The organism is Synechococcus sp. R5-15 (assembly GCF_047462035.1).
Taxonomy (GTDB): domain Bacteria; phylum Cyanobacteriota; class Cyanobacteriia; order Thermostichales; family Thermostichaceae; genus Thermostichus.
The window spans coordinates 1-4,010 of sequence record NZ_JANSIK010000071.1; the positions used below are offsets into that span (position 1 = coordinate 1).

The 4,010-nt window shown below is 57.7% G+C and carries 3 protein-coding genes; 1 reads left to right on the forward strand and 2 read right to left on the reverse strand.

Annotated elements, in window-relative coordinates:
- Positions 1-116: 116 nt before the first annotated feature.
- Entirely contained in the window at positions 117-1,361 is a 1,245-nt protein-coding gene (locus tag NW839_RS06655) for an RNA-guided endonuclease InsQ/TnpB family protein (protein WP_414351200.1), read from the forward strand.
- Positions 1,362-1,374: 13 nt separating this feature from the next.
- Here the strand turns inward: NW839_RS06655 and NW839_RS06660 are convergent, their stop codons facing one another.
- Positions 1,375-2,505 (reverse strand): aromatic ring-hydroxylating oxygenase subunit alpha, encoded by a 1,131-nt coding sequence (locus NW839_RS06660; RefSeq protein WP_414351202.1) that lies wholly within the window; start codon positions 2,503-2,505, stop codon positions 1,375-1,377.
- Between the two features lie 237 nt (positions 2,506-2,742).
- Positions 2,743-3,663: a GTPase Era gene (era, locus tag NW839_RS06665; RefSeq protein ID WP_414351203.1), complete on the reverse strand. Its 921-nt coding sequence runs from the start codon at positions 3,661-3,663 to the stop codon at positions 2,743-2,745.
- Between the last annotated feature and the right edge of the window lie 347 nt (positions 3,664-4,010).

A 4,010-nucleotide genomic window follows, 5' to 3' on the forward strand; every position in this document is an offset into this window, starting at 1 on the left:
ATATCCGCCTTTCATCCCGACCCTCCTGCTGTTGCAGAGAGTGCGGGGCTTCCCGGCGAGCTAGCTAATCTCTGCTGGCGCTATAATCAGTGTAGCGGTTTCTGAGCACGCTTAAGATGAGGACTGCCTATCAGTACCGTCTGCGGCCTACCCCCAGTCAAGTTGTTCTGATGGAGCAATGGCTGGAGCTGTTGCGCAAGCAGTACAACTATCGGTTGGCAGAGCGGTTTAACTGGTGGGAGCAAAACCGCTGTGATATAAACGCTTGCCCCTTAATCTGTCATTTGCCTGAGCTGAGAGACAGGCCTGATTTCTACTCCCAAAAACGGGACTTGGTGAATACCAAAGCAAGGTTCCCCGAATACCAAGCAATCCATTCGCAAGTCCTGCAAAACTGCATAGAGCGAGTGCATAAAGCATTCGACCGCTGGCTGAAAGGCGACCGTAACGGCAAGAGAGCAGGAAGGCCGAGATTCAAAGGGGCGGGCCGGTATCATTCCTTCACCTTTCCCCAGATGAAGCAGGACTGCCTTCAGGGGAAGTTCATTCATCTGCCCAAAATCGGAGCAGTAAAACTGATTCAACACCGTCCTTTGCCTGACGGGTTTGCTATCAAGACTGCCACTATCACCCGTAAGGCTGATGGGTGGTATGTGACATTAAGCCTGCAAGATGCGTCTGTCCCTGAATTAACCCCCGATTCGCCAACATCAGAGAACACGATAGGGATCGACATGGGGCTGGACTCCTTTTTGGTGACCGATACAGGGGAGTCCGTCCCAGTGCCCCAGTATTACCGCCGCGCCCAAAAGCGGCTGGAGAGGCTGCAGCGGTCTTTATCCCGCAAGCAGAAAGGGTCAAACCGCCGTAAGAAAGCCTTGAGGCGAGTGGCCAAGGCGCACCTCAAGGTGGCCAATCAGCGTAAAGATTTCCACTACAAAGTAGCCAAGAAGCTGGTAAGCAAAGGGAAGCATATTGCGTATGAGGCGCTCAACACCAAAGGCATTGCTAGAACCCGACTAGCGAAGTCTATCTATGATGCAGGGTGGGGGCAATTCCTGCAAATTCTCGCAGTCAAGGCTGAAAGAGCTGGGCTGAGGGCGATTGCAGTGGATCCAAGCGGCACAAGCCAAAACTGTTCTCAGTGTGGTCAGAAAGTACCGAAAACCATTCGAGACAGATGGCACTCTTGCCCGCATTGTGGGCTAGAGCTGAGCCGAGACCACAACGCGGCGATAAACATCAAATACAGAGCGGTGGGGCATCCCGTTCTCAAAGCTCAGGAAATGTCCTTTACAGGAGTCACTGAGAAGCCCGCACTCTCTCGCTTTAGCGGCGCGGAGCGCTTTGCGTCAGCATGAGTGCGGGAGCATGTCACCAGCTTTGTTCTTCCAACTCCTGCATCTGCCGGCGGTATTCCCGCCCAAAGGCTTGCAGCAGCCCTTCTGCATGGGAAAGAGGCCCTGCTTCATAGGCACGGGATCCCACCCCTTGCTGGGTGAGCTCGCACAGGTGCCAATCCTGTCGATTGGTGCGATCCCACAATTCCACCACCTCGCTGGGATCAAAACCATCCAGCGCCAAGGTCTCCGGCTCAAACAGCCAATCGCAGACAACCCGCGTCCGGTCGGATCCCTGGGGCCACAGAGTGTGGGTCATGACATAGTCCGGCTGCAGGCTCAAGAATAGATTGGGCATAAGGGTGTAGTAGTAGGCCCGCCGTTGGTTCTCGCCTCGCACGGTGGAGATCAGGGGCAAGCTGCGTTGGCCACTCATGTTTAGGCTGGTCACATCTGGATTGAGCAACATGTAGCCGCCCAAAAAGGGGCCTTCCATCAAGTCGTTGCGACCACTGCGAGCCGGCGAAAGGCGGGCCAATTCTGGGTGAATGAGCGGGCAGTGGTAGCACTCAGAGTAGTTTTCAAACAGCAATTTCCAATTGGCTTGAACGTGGTATTCAATACGATGGCCTCGCCGCAGAGCGGACAGGTTCCACTCTCGGAAACGACCTTGCAATGGGGCAAAAACCTCATCGAAGGGCTGAGGATTGCGGCTGAGGTTGACCCAGACGAAGCCTTCCCATTCTGCCAAGGCAGCGGAGTGGAGGGGATAATCTTCACGGCGAAAGTCTTCCACCTCGTGCATCTGGGGAGCCGCCAACAATTGTCCATCCAGCCCATAGCGCCAGGCGTGGTAGGGGCAAGGGATCCCATCGGCAAAATGGCCTTGGAGCTCGCTGCAGAGTCGGGTTCCTCGATGGCGACAGTGGTTGAAGAAGGCATGGGCTTGCCCCTTGGGATCCCGTACCAGGATCAGGCTTTCTCTGAGCACCTGCACCTGCAAAAAGTCTCCGGGTTGGGCCAGATCGGCACTGCGCCCCACGCAGAACCACTGCCGATAAAAAATCTGCTCAATCTCCGCCTCAAAGCGGCTGGAAGAAACATAGTAGTGGCCAGGCAGGGTGCGGGCGCCCGGTTGAACAGTAGCGGGATAGAAAGCGGTCATGGGGCAAAGCAGCGATAAGAAAAACTGCTGTGGGACTCTAGAGGCTTTGCTATCCAAGCTAACGCAGGGATCCCATCCGGCATCTATTCCAAGCAGATCCAAGGCATTTTTAAGGCATTTTTGAAGCATTCCCCCCAGGCACGCTGTGCTGCTCGCGCGAATACCCCAGTCTCCTGCCCACAAGGGGAGAGGGGGGCATAAGAACTCCGTCCTGCTGACGCAAATGGCTTATTCCCGCTAGGGGGACGTAGCGCTGTAGCCCAAGTCGCGCAGAAGGTGCTCAGAGCGCCGCCAGTGGGGCCGCACCTTGACAAACAGCTCCAGGTACACCTTGCCCAGGATCAGCTTTTGAATCTGCAGGCGGGCTGCCTGGCCGATCCGCTTGAGCCTTTCCCCCCCTTTGCCAATGAGGATCCCCTTTTGCGAGTCCCGCTCTACATAGAGGGTGGCCAAGATGCGGGTGACGTTGGGGGTTTCTTCCACCTGGTCGATGGTCACGGCCACGGAATGGGGCACTTCCTCGCGGGTCTGCAGCAGCACCTGTTCTCGGATCAGCTCCGCCATGATGAACCGCTCCGGCTGATCCGTCACCAGATCCGGCGGGTAGTAGTAGGGGCCGGTGGGCAGCAGATCGATGGTGGCTTGGATCAGGGGTGTCAAACTGCTGGGATCCAAGGCAGACACCCAAACGACAGGAGCGCCGGGGCGCAGGGCTTGGTAGCTCTCCTGGTGAGCTTGGCGCACGGCAGCATCCCGAGGAAGCAGATCCGCTTTGTTGCAGACGATCAGGCAGGGGGAAGCAGCAGGGATCCGCTCGGCAATAAAAGCATCCCCGCGTCCTGCCGGCACCGATCCATCCACCACGAAGAGGATCACGTCCACAGCGGCAATGGCTGCCTGGGCGTTGTGTACCAAGATTTCCCCCAGGCGGTGGTGGGGTTTGTGGATGCCAGGGGTATCCACCCAGATGATCTGGGCTTGGGGTAGGGAGAGGATCCCCTGCAGGCGGTTGCGGGTGGTCTGGGCCACGGGAGAGGTGATGGCAATCTTTTGTCCCACCAGGGCGTTGAGTAGGGTGGACTTGCCCACATTGGGCCGCCCGATCAGCCCCACAAACCCCGACTTAAACCCTGGCGGGGCAGCCGGGATCGCAGACAGTTCCCCACTGCTGACACGACCGGGCGCCGCTTCCCCTTCTGCTGCAGCAGCGGAGGACTCTGTCCCGCCGTCGCCAATGGATCCCTGTCCCTCAGGGGAGGGATCCCTCCCGTCTGGAGGAGAGTGGGAAGATCCGGCGCTCTGCTCTCGTAGCTCTTCTAAAGGCTCTGTCCCGCTGTCGCGAGAGGAAGCTGGGGATGGGGAGGGTCGGGATCCCTGCAGGACGGCCAGCTTGAAGTTGTAGTTCTCCACCATGCCTGGGATCAAAAACAGGTCAATCAACTGCCCAATGCCCAACAGGCCAAAGGTGAACAGCCAGAGAACGCCTGTGCCGGTCTTGCCCAGGT

Bases quoted from the DNA above. Each gene is read 5' to 3' on its own strand.
- NW839_RS06655 (WP_414351200.1), top strand. From the start codon at position 117: ATGAGGACTGCCTATCAGTACCGTCTGCGGCCTACCCCCAGTCAAGTT.
- NW839_RS06660 (WP_414351202.1), bottom strand. From the start codon at position 2,505: ATGACCGCTTTCTATCCCGCTACTGTTCAACCGGGCGCCCGCACCCTG.